General features: G+C 74.3%; 18 protein-coding genes and 1 pseudogene. 13 read left to right on the top strand and 6 right to left on the bottom strand.

The features are described from left to right. From AB0M16_RS24090 to AB0M16_RS24105, 4 genes and pseudogenes are all read left to right on the top strand, one after another. Window positions 1–1,904, top strand: a pseudogene (locus AB0M16_RS24090) (AfsR family transcriptional regulator); the annotation flags it as partial. Between the two features lie 403 nt (window positions 1,905–2,307). Next, window positions 2,308–2,517, top strand: a complete 210-nt coding sequence (locus tag AB0M16_RS24095) for a hypothetical protein (protein ID WP_365346171.1) — start codon at window positions 2,308–2,310, stop codon at window positions 2,515–2,517. A 115-nt stretch (window positions 2,518–2,632) separates the two neighbouring features. Next, window positions 2,633–3,823, top strand: a complete 1,191-nt coding sequence (locus AB0M16_RS24100) for an acyl-CoA dehydrogenase family protein (protein WP_365346173.1) — start codon at window positions 2,633–2,635, stop codon at window positions 3,821–3,823. Window positions 3,824–3,994: 171 nt separating this feature from the next. Further along, on the top strand, window positions 3,995–4,912 hold the full coding sequence (locus AB0M16_RS24105) for a universal stress protein (protein ID WP_365346175.1): 918 nt from the start codon (window positions 3,995–3,997) through the stop codon (window positions 4,910–4,912). Window positions 4,913–4,946: 34 nt separating this feature from the next. Here the strand turns inward: AB0M16_RS24105 and AB0M16_RS24110 are convergent, their stop codons facing one another. Then, the gene (locus AB0M16_RS24110) at window positions 4,947–5,270 is read right to left on the bottom strand and encodes a universal stress protein (RefSeq protein WP_365346177.1); all 324 of its coding nucleotides are present in this window, start codon (window positions 5,268–5,270) and stop codon (window positions 4,947–4,949) included. 170 nt (window positions 5,271–5,440) lie between these two features. On the opposite strand from AB0M16_RS24110, the gene AB0M16_RS24115 reads away from it, so the two are divergent. The 8 genes from AB0M16_RS24115 to AB0M16_RS24150 all read left to right on the top strand — a co-directional run bounded on the left by AB0M16_RS24115 (window position 5,441) and on the right by AB0M16_RS24150 (window position 14,200). Beyond that, window positions 5,441–6,436, top strand: coding sequence for a universal stress protein (locus AB0M16_RS24115; protein WP_365346179.1), 996 nt, complete (start codon window positions 5,441–5,443; stop codon window positions 6,434–6,436). Window positions 6,437–6,655: 219 nt separating this feature from the next. After that, complete coding sequence (locus AB0M16_RS24120; RefSeq protein ID WP_365346181.1) at window positions 6,656–7,612, top strand: ABC transporter ATP-binding protein; 957 nt, start codon at window positions 6,656–6,658, stop codon at window positions 7,610–7,612. Then, window positions 7,609–8,427 carry an ABC transporter permease subunit gene (locus AB0M16_RS24125; protein WP_365346183.1) on the top strand — a complete coding sequence of 273 codons (819 nt, stop codon included), beginning with the start codon at window positions 7,609–7,611 and terminating at the stop codon, window positions 8,425–8,427. Before AB0M16_RS24120 ends, AB0M16_RS24125 begins: the two co-directional genes overlap by 4 nt. Window positions 8,428–8,589: 162 nt before the next feature. Next, a complete protein-coding gene (locus tag AB0M16_RS24130; protein WP_365346185.1) occupies window positions 8,590–9,036 on the top strand; it encodes an Hsp20/alpha crystallin family protein in 447 nt (148 codons plus the stop codon). Continuing rightward, entirely contained in the window at window positions 9,033–9,536 is a 504-nt protein-coding gene (locus AB0M16_RS24135; protein ID WP_365346187.1) for a flavodoxin domain-containing protein, read from the top strand. The genes AB0M16_RS24130 and AB0M16_RS24135 overlap by 4 nt, the downstream gene beginning before the upstream one ends. Before the next feature lie 318 nt (window positions 9,537–9,854). Continuing rightward, the gene (locus AB0M16_RS24140) at window positions 9,855–10,937 is read left to right on the top strand and encodes a zinc-dependent alcohol dehydrogenase family protein (protein ID WP_365346480.1); all 1,083 of its coding nucleotides are present in this window, start codon (window positions 9,855–9,857) and stop codon (window positions 10,935–10,937) included. Window positions 10,938–11,215: 278 nt separating this feature from the next. After that, window positions 11,216–12,112, top strand: coding sequence for a universal stress protein (locus tag AB0M16_RS24145; RefSeq protein WP_365346189.1), 897 nt, complete (start codon window positions 11,216–11,218; stop codon window positions 12,110–12,112). 96 nt (window positions 12,113–12,208) lie between these two features. Beyond that, a complete protein-coding gene (locus AB0M16_RS24150; RefSeq protein WP_365346191.1) occupies window positions 12,209–14,200 on the top strand; it encodes a GAF domain-containing protein in 1,992 nt (663 codons plus the stop codon). 343 nt (window positions 14,201–14,543) lie between these two features. Here the strand turns inward: AB0M16_RS24150 and AB0M16_RS24155 are convergent, their stop codons facing one another. Continuing rightward, entirely contained in the window at window positions 14,544–15,230 is a 687-nt protein-coding gene (locus tag AB0M16_RS24155) for a response regulator transcription factor (RefSeq protein ID WP_365346193.1), read from the bottom strand. Window positions 15,231–15,410: 180 nt separating this feature from the next. On the opposite strand from AB0M16_RS24155, the gene AB0M16_RS24160 reads away from it, so the two are divergent. Continuing rightward, window positions 15,411–16,358 carry a universal stress protein gene (locus AB0M16_RS24160; RefSeq protein ID WP_365346195.1) on the top strand — a complete coding sequence of 316 codons (948 nt, stop codon included), beginning with the start codon at window positions 15,411–15,413 and terminating at the stop codon, window positions 16,356–16,358. A 459-nt stretch (window positions 16,359–16,817) separates the two neighbouring features. Here the strand turns inward: AB0M16_RS24160 and AB0M16_RS24165 are convergent, their stop codons facing one another. The 4 genes from AB0M16_RS24165 to AB0M16_RS24180 all read right to left on the bottom strand — a co-directional run bounded on the left by AB0M16_RS24165 (window position 16,818) and on the right by AB0M16_RS24180 (window position 20,742). Further along, entirely contained in the window at window positions 16,818–17,714 is an 897-nt protein-coding gene (locus AB0M16_RS24165) for a potassium channel family protein (RefSeq protein WP_365346197.1), read from the bottom strand. After that, entirely contained in the window at window positions 17,711–19,057 is a 1,347-nt protein-coding gene (locus AB0M16_RS24170; protein ID WP_365346199.1) for a nicotinate phosphoribosyltransferase, read from the bottom strand. Before AB0M16_RS24170 ends, AB0M16_RS24165 begins: the two co-directional genes overlap by 4 nt. A gap of 103 nt (window positions 19,058–19,160) precedes the next feature. Continuing rightward, window positions 19,161–20,015: a universal stress protein gene (locus tag AB0M16_RS24175; protein ID WP_365346201.1), complete on the bottom strand. Its 855-nt coding sequence runs from the start codon at window positions 20,013–20,015 to the stop codon at window positions 19,161–19,163. Between the two features lie 208 nt (window positions 20,016–20,223). Next, a complete protein-coding gene (locus tag AB0M16_RS24180; RefSeq protein WP_365346203.1) occupies window positions 20,224–20,742 on the bottom strand; it encodes a MarR family transcriptional regulator in 519 nt (172 codons plus the stop codon). Window positions 20,743–20,797: the final 55 nt, after the last annotated feature.

Genomic DNA, 20,797 nt, shown 5'->3' on the forward strand with positions numbered 1-20,797 from the left:
TGGACGGTCTGCCGCTGGCGATCGAGCTGGCGGCGGCGCGGTTGCGGATGTTGGGTGTCCGTCAGATCGCGGAGCGGCTCGACGACCGGTTCCGGTTGCTCACCTCGGGTGCGCGGACGGTGCTGCCCCGGCAGCAGACCCTGCGGGCGGTCGTGGACTGGTCGTGGGACCTGCTCGACGAGGGCGAGCGGGCGGTGCTGCGGCGGCTTTCGGTGTTCACGGGCGGCTGCGAGCTGGAGGCCGCGGAGGCGGTCTGCGGCGACCCCGTGGCCGCGGACGTCCTGGACGTGCTGGGTTCGCTCGTCGACAAGTCGCTGGTCGTGGCGGCCGAGACCGAGGCGGGCATGCGCTACCGCCTCCTCGAGACCGTCGCGGAGTACGCCTCCGAGCGGCTCGACGAGGCCGGCGACCGGGAGGCCGCCGAGCGCCGGCACCTCACGTACTACCGCGAGCTCGCCCGGCTCACCGACCCCGAACTGCGCACCGGGCGCCAGGCGTTCGCGCTGCGGCGGCTGGAGACCGAGCACGACAACGTGCGCGGCGCACTCCGTACCGCCGTCCGGCTCCGGGAGGAGCAGGAGGCGCTCTGCCTGGTCCATGCGATGAGCTGGTTCTGGCAGCTGCGCAACCACCAGTACGACGCCCGCACCTGGCTGCGGGAGGCCACCGCCCTGGGGCCCGACCCCTTCGCGGAGCCCGTGACGCCCGCTGAGCCCTTCGAGGGGCGCTGCGTCGACGTGCCGCCACCCTGGTCGGGGGAGCGGCTGAGGGAGGCGCGGCGCGGCGGTCGGCTGCTGGCCCTCGCCACCGAGGGCGGCGAAGGCGCCACCGCCCTCGAACGCCCCGAGACCCGGGCCCGCCTCGAAGCCATCATCGCCGCGTACCGCCCCGGGCTGCCGCAGACCGCCCGGCACCCGGGAACCATGTGGTTCTTCGTCCAGCTGATGACCGGGCGCCTGCGCAGCCTCGACGAGACCCTCGCCGCGCTCGTGGCCGCCGCCCGCGCCCACGGCGACGGATGGGACCTCGCCTTCGGGCTGCTCCTGCGCGCCAAGCTGCTCGGCGGCCGGGCGCAGGAGGCCGAAGAGGCGCTGGCCCTCTTCGAGGCGGCCCAGGACTCCTGGGGGATCGCCGAGTCGCTCGCCGCGCGGGGTGAGACGTACGAGCGGGCCGGCCGGACCGCGGAGGCCGCAGAGGACTTCACGCGGGCCATGGACGCCGTCGCCCGCCTCGGCGCCCGCTCCCAGGTCCCGGTGTTCAAGGCGCTCCTCGCCGCCGTCCGGCTCCGTACCCCCGCCGTGGCCGAGGACCCGACGGCCCGGGCCGAGGCGGAGCGCGTGCTGGTCGAGGCGGCCGAGGAGTCGGGAGAGCTGGGCATGGAGGCCGTCAGCACCCCGCGCCTGCTCCTCGCCCAGCACTACGGCGACACCGGCCGGACCTCCCTGGCGCGCGCCCAACTCGATCTGATGCGGAAGGAGTTCGGCGACGTCACCCCCGGACTCTTCCACGGCATGCTCGACGGACTGGGCGGCTGGCTGGACTGCCTGGACGGCGCGTTCGAGCAGGCCGCCGTCCGGCTCGCCCGCGCCGTGGGGGAGATGGAGGCCCTCGCCTACCTGGTCGCCCCCTACCTGATCGTCACCCAGTTCGCCACCGCCGCCTGGGTCCGCGCGGAGACCGGAGCGCCCGAGGAGGGCGCCCGCCTCCTCGGTGCCTACGACGCGCACCGCGGGGCCCTGGGCGGGGCGGGGATCCGTCCCCTGACGTCCCGCACCGAGTCCGCGCTGCGGGGCCACGCCGAACGGTCCCTGCGTGCCGCACTCCCCCCGGGCGTCCTCGCCGCCCGGCACGCGGAGGGCGCGTCCCTCACGGTGCGGGAGGCGGCGGCGCTGGTAAGGGGCTGACGGGCCCCGCGGTCGGCCCGCCCGGCCCCGCGGCGGTGCGCCCGCGAGGGACGGGTCGCCGAGCGTGACGCGCGTCATGCGCGGGGTGAGCGTCCGGACGGCGGCCACCCCGCACCCGACCCAGCGGGAGGGGTGGCGGTCGCAGCGGGAGGGGTGGCGGGCGGGGGACGGCATGGCGGCACTCCTGATCTCCGGGGATCCGGGCCGACGCCGGGCCCGGGAGCCGCCCTGGGCCCGGCGGGCCCGCATGACGGGCGGCCGCCCGGACCCGCCCCCGTCGACACGGTGCCGACGCGGCGAGCCGACAGGGCCCGCGCGGCGGCGGCGCCCGGATGCGGGACGGGGACCCGGCCACGAGAATGGCGAGTGCCTGCAGAACCTTGCAGAAACAGGAGGCCGCGGTATGAACGGTGACACCGACAAGACGTCCCGGGGGGTCCGGGGGGATGCTCCGACGCCCGACCGGCTGCTGCACGCCGGGTCGGAGGGTGAGTACACGGCCGAGGACGTGGTCCTCGCCTCCGGCCGTGACGTGAATCCGAAGAACCTGGCCTGGGCCGAGCGGCGCATGGCGGAGAAGGGGCGCGCCTGCCTGGACGAGCTGCTCCCCTGAAGGATGCGTGGGACAGGCCCGTACGCCACCGGCCGGCGCACGGGCCTTCCCCATTTATGGAACACGTTCTACCGTGGCGCCGCACCGCGCGGAGCACCGAGCCACGGGAGACGCCATGCATCTCGAGTACACGCCCGCCCAGCACCGGCTGCGCGCCGAACTGCGTGCGTACTTCGCCGAGCTCGTCCCCGAGGACGTCCACGCCCGGTACGCCGACCCCGCCGCGCAGAAGCGCTTCTACCGCGAGACCGTCCGCCGCCTCGGCGCCGACGGCTGGCTGGGCGTCGGATGGCCCCGGGAGTACGGGGGACGCGGGCTCACGCCCATGGAGCAGTTCATCTTCTTCGACGAGGCCGCCCAGGCCGGCGTACCGCTGCCGCTGATGGCACTCAACACGGTCGGGCCGACGATCATGCAGTTCGGCACCGGCGAGCAGAAGGCGTACTTCCTGCCGAAGATCCTCTCCGGCGAGATCGACTTCGCGATCGGCTACAGCGAGCCGGACGCCGGCACCGACCTCGCCGCCCTGAAGACCCGCGCGGTCCGCGAGGGCGACGAGACCACCGGCCACTACGTCGTCGACGGACAGAAGATCTGGACCACCAACGGCGACACGGCCGACTGGGTCTGGCTCGCGGTCCGCACCGACCCCGCCGCCCCGCCGCACAAGGGCATCACCATGCTCCTCGTGCCGACCGACGACCCCGGCTACTCCTGCACGCTCATCAACACCCTCGCTTCCCACGACACCACCGCGAGCTACTACGAGAACGTCCGCGTCCCCTGCTCCCGCCGGGTCGGCGAGGAGAACAAGGGCTGGCGTCTGATCACCAACCAGCTCAACCACGAGCGGGTCACCCTCGCCGCCCACGGCACCATGGCCATCCGCGCCCTCCACGACGTGCAGCGCTGGGCCGCCGACACCAAGCTGGCCGACGGCCGCCGCGTCCTCGACCTCGGCTGGGTCCGCCGTACCCTGGCCCGCACCCACGCCCGCCTCGACGCGATGAAGCTCCTCAACTGGCAGATGGTGAACGCCGTCCAGAACGGCACCCTCACCCCGCAGGACGCCTCCGCCGTCAAGGTCTACGGCTCCGAGGCCCGCCGCGACGCCTATGCCTGGCTGATGGAGATCACCGGCTCCGCGGGGGCCCTCAAGGAAGGCTCGGCCGGCGCGGTCCTGCACGGCGAACTCGAACGCGGCTACCGCTCGGCCGTCATCTTCACCTTCGGCGGCGGCAACAACGAGATCCAGCGCGAGATCATCTCCTGGATCGGCCTGGGCATGCCCCGCGTCCGCCGCTGAATCCGGGAGCCGAGGCGGCGGGCGGCACGGCGGCCCGGGGAGCCGGCGGGGGTGCGGTGGTGGGGGTGTCCCCTGGGGCCGAACGGCCCTGTCCGGCCCCCTGCCCCCGGTGCGAGCATGGCAACAGGTCGGCTCGCTACCCGGAAGGCGGTGGGTGCGATGGAATCGCCCGTGGTGACCGGACCCCTCGTGGCAGGACCCCTCGTGGTGGGAGCGGACGGTTCCGCACCCAGCCTCACGGCCGTGGACTGGGCCACCGACGAAGCGGCACGGCACGGACTGCCCCTCCACATCGTCCACGCCTCGCTGTGGGAACGGTACGAGGGAGTCGCGCCGGACAGGAGCGCGGACCGGCCCTCGGGCCAGCTCCTCGCCGAGAGCATCGCCGCCACCGCGGCCGAACGCGCCCGGCTTCGTGCGCCCGGCCTCGACGTCACTTTCGACGTCCTCGCCGAGGACGCGGCCGGTGCGCTGCTCCGGGCCGGCTGGGAGGCCGGTCTGCTGGTCGTCGGGTCGCGCGGGCGCGGCGAGTTCGCCGACCTGCTGCTCGGCTCCGTCGCCCTCCTCGTGGCCGCCCGCTCCCAGTGCCCGGTCGTCGTCGTCCGAGGCGACGCGCCCGCCCTGGAGGCACGCCACGGACGCGTCGTGCTCGGCATCGGCGAGCACGACGTGGACTCGCGGACCGTCCGGTTCGCCTTCCACGAGGCAGCCGTGCGCGGCGCGGAACTCGACGTCGTCCGCGCGTGGCGACGGCCGGCCTTCGAACCGGCCGATCACCTGCTCCTGAGCGGGGGCTCCCGGGCGTACGCGGAGCAGCAGGCGTCCGAGCTGCTCGACAAGGCGCTCGACTCGGCGGCGGCCGAGTACAGCGCCGTACCGCTCCGCAGGAGCACGGTCGAGGGCCCCGCGCACCGCGTGCTGACCGACCGGTCCGCCGCCGCAGACCTGCTGGTCGTCGGTGCCCGCCGACGGGACTCGCTCGTCGGCCTCGAGCTCGGCAGGGTCGCCCACCGCGCCCTGCACCACGCCCTGTGCCCGGTCGCCGTCGTCCCCCACCGCCTGCCGCGAACCGCGGCGGGGGAGCCGTGACGCCCACCGGCAGCGGGCACACCGACCACCCCCGTCAGGGGTCATTCTGATCATCCCCCGGCATGGGGGCCGTGCCGATCACCTCCTGGCAGGCCGCCCGGCCCCGCACCCGCTCGGCGAGCATCTCCAGACCGGGGTGGTCCTTGTGCGCCCGCTCCGCCGCCTCCCACCACAGCGACTCGGCCCGTTCGGCGACGGCGTCGACCTGCGCGGCGCCCACCTCCGGCACGCTCGGCCACTCGTACACGTTCAGGAGCCGTAGCGGCACCTCACGCAACACCGCCTCCCGCGCCGCCCGACGCGCGGCGGCGAGGCTTTCCCCGGAGCCGTCCAGCCCGACGGCGACCTGCGGCGCCATGACCTGCCTCCTCACCCCGAGACCCCCATGGCCCCAGGCTCCGTCGCCGGTGGCGGCGGGAGCAGGGGCCGGGCAGGGTGTCGATCTGGGCCGAACGGCCCATCCCCGGCGGACGCGCTGTGATGGAGCGTGAGAGGTGCTCCCCGCGGGCATACAGCTGAGGAGGTGCCATGGACAGCGAGATCCCCGTAAGGCCGGAGCTCGGGAACGTCGTCGTGGGAGTCGACGGGTCCCCTTCCGCCCGGACGGCCGCGCTGTGGGCGGCCGCAGAGGCGGACCGCCGTGGCCGCGCCCTGCACCTCGTCCACGCCGCCGACACCGACCGACGTGCCGCCTTCGCCGACGCGGAGACCCTCCAGGCGGTGCGCGAGGCGGGGCGCGACCTGCTCTCCGACACCGCGCAGGCGATCCACCAGCGCCTCCCCGACCTTCCCGTCACCAGGGAGCTCAGCCGTCAGGAGCCGGTGGCCGGCCTCCGGGCGGCCGCCGGGCGGCGGGGCACGATCGTCGTCGGCCACCGGGGCCTCGGCGGCTTCGGCGCCCTCATGCTCGGCTCCGTGGGCCTGGGCGTGGCGGCCCGCGCCGAGGTACCCGTGATCGTCGTGCGCGGCGAGAGCGAACGTCCCGAGACCGGCTCCGTGACCGCGGCCGTGCAGGACGCCGACGACCTCGGCGGACTGCTGCTCGCCGCCGCCGAGGCGGACGCCCGCAAGGCGGCCCTCCGGCTGGTCGGCGTGTGGAACGTGCTCGACCACGTCGGCAGCGTCGCGACCATGCTGGACGACCTCGACGGGATCGCCCGGCAGCGCGTCCTCGAGAGCAAGGAGCTCGCCGACCGGGTCCGCGAGGTCTACCCCGAGCTGATCGTCGGCCACCGCGTGGAGACCGGCACCAGCGTCCCCGGCCTCCTCATCGAGGCGAGCGGTCGTACCGACCTGATCGTGATGGGACGTGGCAGGCGCCCGCTCGGCGCCGGACCGACCCTGGGGCGCGTCGCCCACGCCCTCATCCACCACGCCCACTGCCCCGTCGAGATCCTCCCGCCCGCCTTCGCGAGCGCGGACGGGGACGGTGGCGCGGCCGGGCGCGACGGCGAGGGCGAGGCCCGGGGCGGTGCACGGGCGCGGCCCCGGGGACGTCGTCCTCCCAGGTCCCGGAGGAGGTGACCCATGTCGAGGAAGACACACCACCGCGACCACAGGTCGCGGCCGCGGTCCCAGCCCGGCATCAGGCCGGAGCGGGGGCATGCCGCGGACGCAGACGCGCACCCTGCCGGTCCCGAGGACCGTCCGCCTCCCCTGAACAGGACGAACGGACTGCCTCGGCGCCCCGTGCACACCGTCCAGGTGTCGGCGGCCTTCCTCTGACGGGGGCGGACCGTGGCCATGGGCGAGGCGCACGCCATCGAGCTGCGCAGGCTGTCCAAGTCGTACGGACCGGTGGTGGGCGTGGCGGAACTGTCGCTGACGGTGAGCGCCGGGGAGGTCTTCGGCTTCCTCGGTCCCAACGGAGCCGGAAAGACGACCACGCTGCGCTGCCTCGCCGGGCTGCTCAGGCCCACCGGGGGAAGCGCCCGGGTGCTCGGTCTCGACCCGGTCGCCGACCATGCTCGCCTCGCACCCGAACTCGGCTATCTGTCAGGCGAGTTGCGTCTCTACCCCGAGCTCACCGGTGCGCAGACCCTCGATCTGCTCGCCGCCCTCCAACAGGCCCCGTCGCCGCGCCGAGGAGAACTGTGCGAGCGGCTGGACCTCTCCGAGCGGGACCTGCGGCGGCCCGTGCTCGGCTACTCGCGGGGGATGAAGCAGAAGCTGGGGCTCGTCCAGGCCCTTCAGCACGACCCGAGGCTCGTGGTGCTCGACGAACCGACCGAAGGCCTGGACCCGCTCGTGCAGGAGACCTTCTACGAGCTGATGGCCGAGGCGCCGGCGGCGGGGCACACGGTGCTGCTGTCCAGCCACGTGCTGCCTGAGGTGCAGCGGGCGTGCGGGCGGGTCGCCATCGTCCGCGAGGGCCGGCTCGTCACCGTCGAGCGGGTCTCCGCGCTGCGTGAGGCCAGGGCCCGCAGGATCCGCGTCACGCTCGCCCCCACGGGCGGCGGGCGCCCCCGCAGCCTCGGAGCCGCCGACCGGTGGCAGCCGCACTGGGAGGACGACCGGGCCGAACTCCTCGTCCCGCCCCGCGACCTCACGAGCACCCTGCGCGAGCTGCTCGCGCTGCCCGTCGTCGACATCACCGTGGAGGAGGCCGGCCTCGACGAGGCGTTCCTCGACCTCTACCGGGACGCGAGCGACACCCACCGCCACGAGCCCGGTCGTACGCCCCCGGAGGAACCGCGGTGAACCCCAGGCTGCCCCTGCTGCGGCTCGCCCTGCGCCGCAGACGGCGCATGCTCACCGCCCTGCTCGTCGGCATGGTGGCCTTCGAGACCCTGATCGTCGTCGTGACGAACACGATCCCGCCCGGGCAGCTCTTCTCCGGCGGGAGGCAGCCGCCGTCCGCCTACCGGGCCTTCAGCGGCTCCAGCGGCGAGGTCTCCCTCGCCAGCTACCCCGGACTGCTCGGCGCAGGACTGACCCACCCCTTCTGGATCGCCCTCCAGCTGACCGTGATCGGCTCGCTCGCCGCGGCCGCCGTCGCCGCCGACATCGAATCCGGCACGATCGAGCTCGTCATGGTGCGGCCCGTCACCCGCACCCGGCTGCTCGCCGAACGCGCCGCCGCACTCCTCCTCGCCTCCGCCGCGCTCACCGCCGCCGCCACCCTGACCGTCGCAGCCGGTGTGGCCCTGTCGCCGAAGATCCACGCCGAGGTCGGCCTCGGCGGGGTCTTCGCCGCCGGACTCATGGGCTACGGCTTCACCCTCAGCGTGACCGGGCCCGCGCTCGCCGTGTCCGCCGCGGGACGACGACGGGCCCACGTGCTCGGCGCCGTCGTCGCGATCGGGGCGGTGGGCTTCGCGGTCAACTTCATCGCCCTCGCCTGGGAACCCGCCGCGCCCCTGCGCCACCTCAGCCCGTTCCACTACTACACACCGGGTGACGCCCTGGCGCAGGGCGCCGTCCAGTGGGCGAGCCTGGCCGTCCTGGCGGGGGTGGGCGTGGCCGGGCTGCTCCTGGCCCAGGTCCTGCTCCGCCGCCGTGACCTGGCCCCCTGACGGGCGGGCCGATCGGCCCTTCCCCAGGACGGTCCGTTCGGCCCTCCGCCCGGCCCCGTTGGGCTCTGAGCAGCGCGACCGTACGGCGGGAGAGTGGGGACAGGAGCCGGACCCGACCCCTCCCTCGGCATCGGCTCACAGGCCACGTACCAGGAGAGAACGATGACCGGAAACAAGGTGGACCGCAGGCGCCGCCTCTTCCCCGACTTCGACGACTGGTTCAGCCGCGAGTTCCCCGGGATGCCCGGATGGCGCCCGGCCACCGCCGCCCACTCCATCCCGATGGAGGTGACCACCGGTGACGGCGCGTACGTGCTGCGGGCCGAACTCCCCGGCATGGACCCCGACGACATCACCCTCACCGCTCACGACGACCTCCTCACCGTGAGCGCGGAGCACAGCGAGAAGGAGGAGGACAAGGAGCACTCGGAGTTCCGCTACGGATCGTTCCGCCGGACCGTGCGCCTCCCGGCCACGATCCCCGACGACGTCGACGCCTCGTACGCGGACGGCGTCCTGACCGTCCGTGTCCCGATCCCCGACGAGGAGGAGGGCGACGCCGCCCGCACCATCCCGGTCAAGCGAGCGAACGGGAGCACCACGTCATGAGCACCAAGCGAGTCCTCGTCGCCTACGGGAGCAGGCACGGTGCGACCGCGGGCATCGCCGACGAGATCGGCAGGACGCTCCAGGCGGACGGCATCGACGCGGTCGTCCTGCCGGCCGACCGCGTCACCGACGTCAGCGCGTACGACGGGGTCGTCCTCGGCGGCGCCCTCTACGCCGGGCTCTGGAACGGCAAGGCACGCCGGTGCGCCCGGCGCAACGCCGACCAGCTCCGCGACCGGCCCGTCTGGCTCTTCAGCAGCGGGCCCGTCGACAGCTCCGCCGAGCAGCACGACATCCCGCCGGTGCGCGGAGTCGCCCGCCGCATGAAGAAGCTCGGCGCGCGGGAGCACGTGACCTTCGGCGGCGCCGTGACCGCCGACACACCGGGCCACGTGGCCCGGTCCATGGTGCGCCACGGCAAGGGCGGGGACTTCCGCGACCCGGCCAGGATCCGGACGTGGGCCCGTCACATCGGAGCCGAACTCGACGGCACCGGCTGAGCGGCGCTGCGGGCCGCCCGCCCGCCGGCGGCCGTCGGGTCCCACTCGACGGGCCGCCGTCGGACGGACGGCCCGGGGAGGACCGCCCCGGTGCCCCGGGTTCTGGTCCGGTCCCGTCTCCGTCTCCGTGCTCGTCCTCACCCTCGCCCGGGCACGAGTAAGGGAACGGGCACCGGCACCTGCACCCGCACCGGCCCTGGCCGCAGGGCCCGGTCGGCCCGCAACGGGGACCGACCGGCACATGCGCCGCCCGGTGTCGGAGGCCGAGTCTTAGCGAGGAGGACACCCGAACGCACCGAAGGAAAGTGGGTGGGCGCCATGAAGGCAGCCGTCTTCCAGGGACCGGGCCGGATCGCCTGGAGGGACGTGCCCGACCCGGGCATCAAGGACCCCGGCGACGCGATCGTACGGGTCGACGTGGTCACCATCTGCGGGACCGACCTGCACATCCTCAAGGGCGACGTGCCGGAGGTGACGCCGGGCCGGGTGCTCGGCCACGAGGCCGTGGGCACGGTGGTCGAGACCGGCCGGGACGTGCGCACCGTACGCCCCGGGGACCGGGTCCTGATCTCCTGCATCTCGGCCTGCGGCCGCTGCCGCTTCTGCCGCGAGGGCCGCTACGGCCAGTGCCGCGGCGGTGGAGGCTGGGTGCTCGGCCACACCGTCGACGGCACGCAGGCGGAGTACGTCCGGGTGCCCTTCGCCGACCTGTCCGTGCACCCGCTGCCGAGCGCGGTCGACAGCTTCGACGCCGTCCTGCTCGCGGACATCTTCCCCACCTCGTACGAGGTGGGCGTCCTCAACGGCGGGGTCCGGCCGGCCGACACGGTCGTCGTGGTCGGCGCGGGCCCCATCGGTCTCGCCGCCATCGTCACGGCACGGCTCTACAGCCCCGGCCGCATCGTCGCCGTCGACCTCGCCGGGTCCCGGCTCGCCGCCGCGCGGACGCTCGGCGCCGATGCCACCGCGACCGCCGACGAGGGCCCGGAGCAGCTCGTCGAGGACCTGACGGACGGCCTCGGCGCCGACGTCGTCATGGAGGCGGTCGGTGTTCCCGAGGCGTTCGAGATGTGCACGCGGATGGTCCGGCCCGGCGGTCGGGTCGCGAACATCGGCGTCCACGGCAAGCCGGCGGTCCTGCACCTCGAAGACCTGTGGATCAAGGACGTCACCATCACGACCGGCCTCGTGGACACCTCGTCCACGCCCATGCTGCTGCGCATGATGGCGGCCGGCCGGCTGCCGGCGGCGGAGCTGGTCACGCACCGCTTCGAGCTGGGACAGATGGAGGAGGCGTACGACGTGTTCGGCCGAGCGGCCGACACCGGCGCCTTGAAGGTCGCGCTCGGCGGCCCGCAGCACACGTCCCTCGCGGCTACGGACTCCGCGGAGGCCGGCTGACCGTACTGCCCGCGGGTGAACGTGCCGGGTCGGCGACCTTTCAGCTGCTTCGTCACCGCGCCTCGTCTTCGCGCGTCCGGAGGGCGAGCCGGCTCCCCGTTCCACCACCGTCGCCCGCGCGCCGACGCTCCGGGAGGGCCGAACGGTCCCCACCGCACGGACCGACAGGGCCTGCCCTTGGCCTCTGCGGCCCTGCGACCGGGCGGACGCCGGATGACACGGTGGGAGCAGCGCGGAAACGGGACCGGACGAGTCCCGAGGACCCGTGAGGAGGAGTCATGGACGGATCCACGGAACGGCCCGGGCTGGGCAGGGTCGTCGTCGGCGTGGACGGCTCACCGTCCGCCCGTACGGCGCTGGCGTGGGCCGCGGGGGAAGCGGTGCTCCGGGGCAGCGGCCTCAGCGTCGTCCACGCGACGGACACCGACGCCCTCTACCTGTCGGACGCGGAGACCGGCCGGGTCCGGCGAGCGGCGGAGGAGCTGTTGGACTCGGCAGTCGGAACGGTCGCGGCACGCCACCCCGAGCTGACCGTCGTCAGGGAGCTCGCCACCGGCACGCCCGCCCGCGCCCTGCGCGACGCCGCCGCCCTGAACGGCACGATCGTCGTCGGGCACCGGGGACTCGGCGGCTTCTCCGCCCTGCTGCTCGGATCGGTCGGTCTCGAACTCGCGGCCGACGCCACCACCCCGGTGGTCGTCGTGCGCGACGCCGCCGAGACCGCCGAGGCCGGCGCCGTGCTCGCCGGGGTCCGCGACGCCGACGACCTCGGCTGCGCCCGGGCGGCGGCCCGCGAGGCGCTGCTGCGCAAGGTGCCGCTGCGGTTGCTGCACGTGTGGGGCACCACCCCGTCCACCGGCGTCCGCGCCATGCTGCCGGGCAGTTCCGCGGAGGCCGCCCGCGCGCACGTGCACGCCCTGGCCGAGGTCACCGAACGCCTCAGCGACGAGTTCCCGGACCTCGACCTCGACGCGGACGGGCAGAAGGACCACAGTGTGCCCGGTGCGCTCGTGGAGGCGTCGCACCACGCCGACCTGCTCGTGGCCGGCGGCCGGCGCGCACCCGGGTACCTCGGACCGACACTCGGCCGGACCACACTCGGTCTGCTGCAACACGCCCACTGCCCGGTGCAGCTGATCCCCCGACACGGAGCCGGACACGGCCACACGTCATGACCGGCACTTCCGGCGGCGGCCACCCTCGACGGCGAGCCTGCGCGGGAGGGGCCCGGCAGGTACGGCGGGGGCATCCGGTCTACGGTGAAGACGGGCGTGACGGGCGCCGTCCGCGCGCCCGACGTGACCGCGGAGGGTGCGATGGACCGGGAGCATCCGGAGGACCGGGCGGACCGGCCGGACCGGGCGGAAGGGACCGACCGGGCCGAGCGGGCAGAAGGGACCGGCCGGGCGGAAGGGACCGACCGGGCCGAGCGGGCGGACGGGGCGGGCCGCCGCACGGACCGGACGGACGGGGCGGACCTGGTCGGCGGGGCGGACGGCACGGACCTGGCGGACCCGCAGGACGCCGAGGCCGCGGACGCGCGACTGCCGCGGCTGCGCCTCGACGAGCTGCTGGACGAGCTCCAGGCACGCATGGACGAGGTCCGGGGCACCCGGGACCGGCTCAACGGGCTCCTCGAAGCCGTCATGTCCGTCGGCAGGGAACTCGACCTGCCACAGGTGCTGCGCGGCATCGTGGAGGCGGCGGTCACCCTGGTGGACGCCGAGTACGGGGCGCTGGGCGTCATCGGCGACGACCGGAGGCTCTCCGAGTTCGTCCCCGTCGGGATCGACGACGAGCTGCGCGGGCGGATCGGGGACCTGCCCTCGGGCCACGGCATCCTCGGCGAGCTGATCCGCAACCCGCACCCGCTGCGCCTCACCGAGCTGTCCCAGCATCCCGCCTCGTACGGCTTCCCGCCGCACCACCCGCCGATGCACTCCTTCCTCGGCGTGCCGATCCGCGTCCACGACGAGGTGTTCGGCAACCTCTACCTCACCGAGAAGCGCGGTGGGGCCGACTTCGAGGCCGAGGACGAGGCCGTCGTGACGACCCTCGCGATCGCGGCCGGCATCGCCATCGAGAACGCCCGACTGTACGAGGAGGGACGGCTCCGCCATCGCTGGCTGGCCGCGAGCTCCGACTTCACCCGCGCCCTCCTCTCCGGGGCGGAGGAGTCCGAGGTCCTCGACGGGATGCTCGAACAGTCCGTGGACATCGCCGGCGCCGACATCGGCGTCTTCTACCTGGTCGGGCCCGGTGGCGAGCTCCGGGGGTCACTGGCCCGCGGCGAGGGGTCCGACGCGCACCAGGGCGTGGTCCTGTCGAGCATCGAGGGAACCCTGGCCGCGGCGGCCCTCCTCCAGGACGGGCTGGTCGCCGTGGCGGACGTCGAGCACGACCAGCGGGTCACCGTCCAGCCCGAGCGGTGGAAGGGTTTCGGGCCGGCCGTGGCGGTGTCGGTCGGCACGAAGGAGCGGCTCAACGGCGTCCTGATCCTGGCCAGGCGGCGGGGGCGCCCCCCGTTCACGGGAGCCGAGATCACCGCCCTCCCCGGCTTCGCCGGGCAGGCGGCCCTCGCCCTCGAACTGGCCGACCGGCGCCGCGACGCCGAACAGGTGAGCCTGCTGGAGGACCGCGACCGGATCGCCCGCGACCTGCACGACCTGGCCATCCAGCGCCTGTTCGCCACCGGTATCACCCTGCAGAGCGCCCGCCGCTTCGTCGAGCACCCGGAGGCGACGGAGCGGCTGACCAGGGCGATCGACGACCTCGACGCCACCATCAAGATCATCCGGTCCAGCATCTTCGGCCTGCGCGAGCACGAGTCCCCCGGGGCGGCACCGAAGCTCAGGAACCGCATCGTCAAAGCGGTGGACCAGGCCGCGGCGACGCTCGGCTTCGCCCCCGCCGTACGCATGGAGGGCCTGCTCGACACCGACGTGCCGACGGAGGCGGCCGACGAGGTCATCGCGGTCGTCGGGGAGGCGCTCACCAACGTCGCCCGCCACGCCGAGGCCCGGCACGTGGAGGTGGCGGTCGTCGTCGAGGACGGCACACTGGCGGTGACCGTGAGCGACGACGGGGTCGGCATTCCGGCGGGCGCGGCGCACAGCGGTCTGCGCAACCTGGCCGAACGGGCCGAGCGCCTGAACGGCGACCTCTTGGTCCGTGCACGGCCGGGAACGGGCGGGACACCGGGCGGGACGCTGCTCGAATGGCGGGTCCCGCTGCGGCCCGACGAACGCCGAGGCCACCCCTGAGGCGCGCCAAGCCCGTCCGGCGAGCAGCGAGGCCCCGCCCGGCGAGTCGCGACGGCCGCCCGGCTGCGAGGGCCGCCCGGCGAGCAGCGAGGGCCGCCTGACGCGTACCGAGCCCCGTCGGAGGCGTGCCGAGGCCCGCGCTGATACCGGCTTGGCGCGTGCCGAGGCCCGCGCTGATGCCCGCCTGGCGAGTGCCGAGGACGCGGTCTGAGACGGAGACGGAGACGGAGACGGAGACGGAGAGGGAGGCGGAGGCGGGGGCGCACAGCCGTTCCCCCGGAGGCTGCCGGGCCGTCGGCCGGTGGGGAGCCGTGGTGGCCTGTCCGGCCGGAGGCGAGCGGGGCTATTTCTCCCCGACGTCGTGCTCATGGGCCTGTGCGGCGATGACGGCCGCCTGCACCCGCCGCTCGACGCCCAGCTTGCCGAGCAGACGCGAGATGTGGTTCTTGACGGTCTTCTCCGACAGGTACAACTGCTTGGCGATCTGCCGGTTGGTGAGGCCCTCGCCGATCAGGTCGAGCACCGATCGCTCGCGCTCGGACAGCCCCGCGAGCCGCTCGTCCTCCGGCGCCCTGGCCGTCTCCGGATCCCGCAAGGAGTGCATCAGCCGGGCGGTGGTGGCCGGATCGAGCATCGACTGGCCCGTGGCCACGGTCCGTACCGCCGACACCAGATCGGAGCCCTTGATCTGCTTGAGCACGTACCCGGCCGCCCCCGCCATGATCGCGTCGATGAGGGCGTCCTCGTCGTCGAACGACGTCAGCATGAGACACGCCAGACCGGGCATCCGCGAGCGCAGCTCGCGGCACACGGAGATGCCGTCCCCGTCGGGCAGCCGTACGTCGAGGACGGCCACGTCCGGCCGCAGCGCGGGCCCCCGGGCCAGAGCGTGGTCGGCGGTCGAGGCCTCCCCGACCACTTCCATGTCGGGCTCGTCGTCGATCAGGTCGCGCAGGCCCCGACGGACGACCTCGTGGTCGTCCACGAGGAACACCCGCGTGCGCGTCTCGGCTGCCGGCAGATCGGTCATGGCGACCCCTGTGCTCGGTGGGTTCCTGCCCGCCCCTACAAGGATTGTCCGCCAGGCGGAGCCATCCGGGTACCGCGCTCCCCGAGCGCGCCCGCGGTCGCGGCTCCCTCGGGCCGCACCCTCGGCGCGTGGCCCCGGGGCACCCGCTCGGGTGCCCCGGACGCGCGTCGAGGGGGCACCATGGACAACGGAGGCACCATGGACAGCGAGATCCCCGTCCGGCCGGAGCTCGGCGCCGTGGTCGCCGGTGTCGACGGGTCCCCGACGGCGCGGACGGCCGCGCTCTGGGCCGCCGCCGAGGCCGACCGAAGAGGCCGTCCGCTGAACCTCGTCCACGCCGCGAACACCGATCGGCGCCTCATGTTCAGCGATGCCGAGACGGTCCAGGCGGTTCGCGAAGCGGGCCGCGAGCTGCTCGTCGAGACGGCGAGCGCGGTGCACGAGCGCTTTCCTGAGCTCGACGTCACCAGGGAGCTCAGCCGTCAGGAGTCGATCGCGGGCCTCCGAGCGGCTGCTGGGCGGCGCGGCACGATCGTGGTGGGGCACCGGGGCCTCGGTGGCTTCGCCACCCTCATGCTCGGCTCGGTGGGACTGGGCGTGGCGGCGCGCGCCGACGTGCCCGTGATCGTCGTACGCGGTGAGGCCGAGCGCCCGGAGACCGGTTCGGTGACCGCGGCCGTGCACGACGCCACGGACCTGGAGTGGCTGCTGGTGGCGGCGGCCGAGGCGCACGCCCGTAGGGCCGCGTTGCACCTCGTCAGCGTCTGGAACGTGCTCACGCACGTGGGGAGGGTCGCGACCATGCTCGACGACCTCGACGGGGTCGCCCGGCGGCGCGTGCACCGGGCGAAGGAGCTCGCCGACCGGGTCCGTGAGGTGTACCCCGACCTGAGCGTCGGCCACCACGTGGAGACGGGGACGAGTGCCCCCGGCATCCTGATCGACGCCAGCGGCCGGGCCGACCTGATCGTGATGGGCCGTGGCCGGCGCCCCCTGGGCGTCGGTCCGTCCCTGGGGCGCGTCGCGCACGCGCTGATCCACCACGCCCACTGTCCGGTGGAGATCGTCCCGCACGGCTTCGCGGCCCACGACGCGGAGATGCGAGCCGCCTCGGGCGAGGAGAGGTGAGCCACGTCCGCCGGGGAGACGTGTGCCACGTCCGCCGGGGGGATGTGAGCCACGTCCGACACCGGTGGGTGAAGGCGAGAGCGAAGCCCGCGATCAGGCTCGCGGGTGGGTGGACGTGGTTCCGCCCAGACGCGGTGCCCGGCCGGGTCCGGTCCCCGCCTGGACGTGGTTCCGCATCTCCCCGTTGCTCTGGTTCCTCCTGCATCGCTCTGATCTCCCCGTTGTTCTGGTTCCTCCTGCATCGCTCTGGTCTCCCCGTTGTTCTGGTTCCTCCTGCATCGCTCCGGTCTCCCCGTTGCTCTGGTTCCTCCTGCATCGCTCTGGTCTCCCCGTTGCTCTGGTTCCTCCTGCATCGCTCCGGTCTCCCCGTTGCTCCGGTCCCTCCCGGGTTGCTCCGGTCTCCCCGCTTCTCTGGTCCATCCCGTCCGTCCGGACTTACCCGTCGCTCCGGTCCCCCTCTCAGGAAGACCCGGTTCCCGCGTCGGGTCCCTGCGAGCGACCGTGGTCGTCGGCGTACGCAGCGAAGACCCGGTCGGGCGGCCCGCCCGTGCGCAGGAACCGTTCGTCGAGCACGGTGGCCAGGTCCTCCAGCGCCGTGCGAAGCACCGAGGAGGAGAGCCGGACGTCCGGGTGGTCGGCCCGTGCCGCCTGGTCCGCCAGGTCGACGGCGTGGCCCAGCTGCCGGGGCAGGGACGTGGTCTCGTCGCCGTCGAAGAAGTAGTACGACTCGGCGTACTGCAGGAAGTCGACCGTGATCGTGGCGACGGCCGAGGCGAGACCGTCGAGGAGCGCGGCGCCCCCGGCGGAGTCGAGTGCCTGCGAGTCGGCGCGACTGCGGCGCACGTGGGACAGGCGCAGGGCGAGCGCTCGGCGGCGGGCCAGGGCCGGGTAGATGCCGAGGATCCAGGCGACGGTGGCCGACAGGAGGGCGAAGCCGACCAGGGCCTCCATGGGCGCGAGCACCCGCAGCCAGCCCGAGGTGGGCGCGATGTCCCCCAGACCGAGCGTGGCAAGCGTGACCAGGGAGTAGTACAGGGCGTCGAGGGGACCCGCGTGCTCGGAGGGGGTGAGCCCGGCGGCGTACGAGAAGTCCTCGGGCATGCGCGGCCAGTAGATGAGGCCCCATCCGACGGCCATGACGACGGCCCAGAAGGCGACGACGGCCATCATGCCCATCGGGCCCGAGAGTCCCGCCGGCTGCCAGGGCGTGGTGCGGAAGGCGGAGAGTCGCCACACGGCCCGCATGACCAGCCTGCTCAGCCCGCCGTGCCGGGTGGGGTGCCACAGGGTGTGGAAGATGTCCCGGAGGATGAAGAGCACCATCGCCGCCCCGACGAGCGTCAGGATCCAGGTCATTCCGGTGCCCACCGGCCGGCTCCCGTCCGCGCCTGCATCCGGTGCCGGACGACGGCCGTCAGCGCTGTGAGCCGCGTGGAGACCGCGGGCACCGGCGGCACCGGGCGCTCGATGCGCCGGGCCTCCTCCGGAAGCGCGGCGAGGTCGGCCTCGAAGCGCGCGCGGGCGGCAGCCAGGGTGTCGGGCGGTCCGGTGCGCAGCCCGCCCCGCATCACGGGCAGGAGCAGGGGCTCCGTTCCCTCGGGCGGCTGCTCGTTGGCCAGACCGATGACGTCGTGCAGCGCCGGCCCCCGGAAGACCTGCTTGCGCCCGGGCGCCGTCGCCTTCGCCGTCGCGAGCTTCATGACGGGCCGTCCGTCGTACTCGACCAGCTTGTACGCCATGTCCAGGTAGGGGGCGTCGGCGGCCGTGCCGACCTTCGTCCCCACCGCGTACGCGTCGATCGGCGCCCCCTCCCGCACCAGCCGGTCGACCTCGTACTCGTCCAGACCGCCGCTCGCGATGATCCGTACGCCTTCGGGCCCCGCCGCGTCGAGAGCGGCGCGCGCCCGGCGGGCGAGGGCGCCCAGGTCGCCGCTGTCCAGGCGGATCGCGCACTCCGGGCCGAGCCCGAGGTCGGCGAGGACGCGCGCGGCGGTCGCGACGCCGCGGTCGGTGTCGTAGGTGTCGACGAGGAAGGTCACCGGGCCCGGATGGGTGCGGGCGAAGGCCCGGAACGCCGCCTCCTCCGAAGGGAAGCTCTCGACGTACGAGTGGGCCATCGTGCCCGCGGCGGCGATGCCGTAGCGGCGAGCGGCCGCGACGTTGCTGGTGCCGGCGAAGCCGACGAGGGCGCCCAGACGCGCCGCCTGCAGCCCGGCCTCGGGCCCGTGGGCCCGGCGCAGCGAGAAGTCGATCAACGGCCGCCCGGCTGCGGCGACCACGCAGCGCGCCGCCTTGGAGGCGACCGCCGTCTGGTGGCAGAGGAGCGACAGCAGGTACGTCTCCACGAGCTGCGCCTGCGGCAGCGGGGCGGTGACCTCCAGAAGCGGCTCACCGGCCAGGACCAGCCGTCCCTCGGGCACGGCGCGGACCTCCCCGTCGAAGGACAGGCCGTGCAGCGGTTCGAGGTCCTCGACGGGCCGGTGCAGGGCCGCGGCGAAGTCCTGGATGTCGGAGCGGCCCACGTGGAAGCGGCCGAGGTAGTCCAGGCCCGCTTCGATCCCGGCGGCCACGAGGAACCCGCGGCCCGGCGGGAGGTCGCGGACGAAGAGGCTGAAGGTGGCCGGGGCCCGCATGTCCTCCCGCAGGTACGAGAGCGCCATCGTGACCTGGTACAGGTCGGTGGTCGTGACCTGGGACATGCTTCGAGCATGCGCGGCGGGCCCGCGTCCCGCACGGGGACGACCGCCCGGGGGACGGCGCCGACGGGTCCGGGACGGGCCGGGGGCATGCTCGTCCGGGCCGTCAATCGTGGGGGACGAGGGCGACCGGCGCGCGGCTGTGGTGGAGGACGGCGTGGGCAACGCTGCCGATGTGCGAGCCGAGTGTCGAACGGCGGCTGCGCCGGCCCACGACCAGGAGGACGGCGCGTTCGGCGGCCTGTACGAGCTCCTGCCCGGCGGAGCCGATCGCCACGCGTCCGGTGGCCGCCACGTCGGGGAACTCCTCGTGCCATGGGGCCAGGAGCTCGTCGAGCGAGCGCTGGACCTCCGGGGGCACGGTGAGCCGGTGATCCGGCACGACGGCAGCGCCGAGGCGGGCGTGGAGGGGGAAGTGCCGGGCGTGCACCACGTCCAATCCGGTGCGGCGCCGGGCCGCCTCCGCGAAGGCGAACCCCAGGACCTCCTCGGCGGGTTCACGCACATCGATCCCGACCGTCACCGGTCCTTCCGGATGGGGCGGGCGCAGGGACCGGACGAGCACGGCGGGACGCTCGGTCCGCCCCGTGACGGTCATCCCGACCGAACCGACGAGATATCCGGCCATACCGCTCATGGCGCGAGAGCCGAGGACCAGCAACTCGGCGTCCTCGGCTGCGGCGATGAGGCTCGGCACGGGTTGCGAGGGCAGGAGCCGGGTGGTGACCGCGAGGCCGGGACGGCGTTCGCGCAGCGCGGCCGCCGTCCGCGTGAGCATCTCCTCGGCCCATGACTCGGAGGGCTCCCGGGACACGAGGGGGAGGAGGAGCTCGGGCGACGACTCCTGTACGTGCACCAGGTGGACGCGGGTGCCGCGCAGCACGGCCTCGTCGGCCGCCCACTCCGCGGCGGTGTGTGCCTGTTCCGTGCCGTCCAGGCCCACCACGATGCTCGCCGTCATGACGGTCACCTCCGTGCCCACCATCATTCGCGCCCCAACGGGCCCGGGCCACTTCACGGGTGGGCCGGCGCTTCTACGGGGCTGACGGGGTCGCTGGGTCCGACGGGGTGGCTGGGGACGGCGGGGTGGCTGGGTCCGACGGGGTGGCTGGGTCCGACGGAGTGGCTGAGGAGGGCAGGGTGGCTGGGGCTAACAGGGTCACTGGGGCCTACGGGGTCGCTTGGTCCGCCCGGGTGGCTGCGGACGGCGGGGCGGCCGGGGATGACGAGGCTGCCGGGGTGGGGGCGGGGGTGAGGTCCAGGAAATGGCGGGCGAGCACGTCCAGAGCGGCCTGGACCTCGGGGAGGTGCTGCGGCGCGTCCGTGCCGAGCGCGGCCATGAGGGCGGACTCGATGCCGGTGGCGCGCACCTGGGCCACGCGCTCGGACACCTCGCCGGCCTGCCTGACCAGCACGCGGCGCCGGTCGGCGGGATCAGGGGCGGCCACCACCGATCCCGCTTCCTTCAGGCGGGCGACAGCCGCGGACACCTGGCTCTGCGGGAGGCCGGTGCGGGCGACGATCTCGCTGATGGCGCTGTCGGGGTGTGCGGCGATGTCGCTGGCGACGATCAGGACCAGGCGGGCGCTGCCGGCGTGGCGGTCAGCGCCGCCGGGCGGCTCGGGCAGGGCGTCCTCACCGATCTTCATCAGCGTGCGCCCCAGCAGAAACAGCTCGACTCCGTTCACGCGCGCAGCGTACATCGAAAAAGATCTATCCATTCCAATGCATCGGACTAGATGT

It is taken from the genome of Streptomyces sp. NPDC051921 (assembly GCF_040680975.1).
GTDB lineage: Bacteria > Actinomycetota > Actinomycetes > Streptomycetales > Streptomycetaceae > Streptomyces.

Bases quoted from the DNA above. Each gene is read 5' to 3' on its own strand.
- AB0M16_RS24095 (WP_365346171.1), top strand. From the start codon at position 2,308: ATGAACGGTGACACCGACAAGACGTCCCGGGGGGTCCGGGGGGATGCT.
- AB0M16_RS24100 (WP_365346173.1), top strand. From the start codon at position 2,633: ATGCATCTCGAGTACACGCCCGCCCAGCACCGGCTGCGCGCCGAACTG.
- AB0M16_RS24110 (WP_365346177.1), bottom strand. From the start codon at position 5,270: ATGGCGCCGCAGGTCGCCGTCGGGCTGGACGGCTCCGGGGAAAGCCTC.
- AB0M16_RS24115 (WP_365346179.1), top strand. From the start codon at position 5,441: ATGGACAGCGAGATCCCCGTAAGGCCGGAGCTCGGGAACGTCGTCGTG.
- AB0M16_RS24120 (WP_365346181.1), top strand. From the start codon at position 6,656: ATGGGCGAGGCGCACGCCATCGAGCTGCGCAGGCTGTCCAAGTCGTAC.
- AB0M16_RS24130 (WP_365346185.1), top strand. From the start codon at position 8,590: ATGACCGGAAACAAGGTGGACCGCAGGCGCCGCCTCTTCCCCGACTTC.
- AB0M16_RS24135 (WP_365346187.1), top strand. From the start codon at position 9,033: ATGAGCACCAAGCGAGTCCTCGTCGCCTACGGGAGCAGGCACGGTGCG.
- AB0M16_RS24140 (WP_365346480.1), top strand. From the start codon at position 9,855: ATGAAGGCAGCCGTCTTCCAGGGACCGGGCCGGATCGCCTGGAGGGAC.
- AB0M16_RS24145 (WP_365346189.1), top strand. From the start codon at position 11,216: ATGGACGGATCCACGGAACGGCCCGGGCTGGGCAGGGTCGTCGTCGGC.
- AB0M16_RS24155 (WP_365346193.1), bottom strand. From the start codon at position 15,230: ATGACCGATCTGCCGGCAGCCGAGACGCGCACGCGGGTGTTCCTCGTG.
- AB0M16_RS24160 (WP_365346195.1), top strand. From the start codon at position 15,411: ATGGACAACGGAGGCACCATGGACAGCGAGATCCCCGTCCGGCCGGAG.
- AB0M16_RS24165 (WP_365346197.1), bottom strand. From the start codon at position 17,714: ATGACCTGGATCCTGACGCTCGTCGGGGCGGCGATGGTGCTCTTCATC.
- AB0M16_RS24170 (WP_365346199.1), bottom strand. From the start codon at position 19,057: ATGTCCCAGGTCACGACCACCGACCTGTACCAGGTCACGATGGCGCTC.
- AB0M16_RS24175 (WP_365346201.1), bottom strand. From the start codon at position 20,015: ATGACGGCGAGCATCGTGGTGGGCCTGGACGGCACGGAACAGGCACAC.